The organism is Gilvimarinus sp. 1_MG-2023 (assembly GCF_030548285.1).
In genome coordinates, this window is record NZ_JAUOSC010001563.1 from 1 (window position 1) to 242 (window position 242).

The 242-nt window shown below is 35.5% G+C and carries 1 protein-coding gene; it reads left to right on the forward strand.

Annotation, left to right across the window (positions count from 1 at the left end):
• The coding region (locus Q4563_RS22060) for a PglZ domain-containing protein (protein WP_303606060.1) at positions 1–242 on the forward strand (242 nt) is incomplete at both ends.

Below are 242 nucleotides of genomic sequence, written 5' to 3' on the forward strand. Positions count from 1 at the left end.
GTTTAACGTTGTAGTTTTCAACTTTGTAGACATGCTTTCTCATGCCAAAACAGACACCAAAGTAATTCGAGAATTGGCTTCTGACGACAAAGCTTATAGAGCATTGACTGATACTTGGTTTTTAAATTCACCTATGTTAGAGTTGATTAAAAAGGCACAAAAAGACAACATTAAATTAGTCATAACTACCGATCACGGAACCATAAATTGCAGCAAACCTACGCAAGTAATAGGAACAAAGG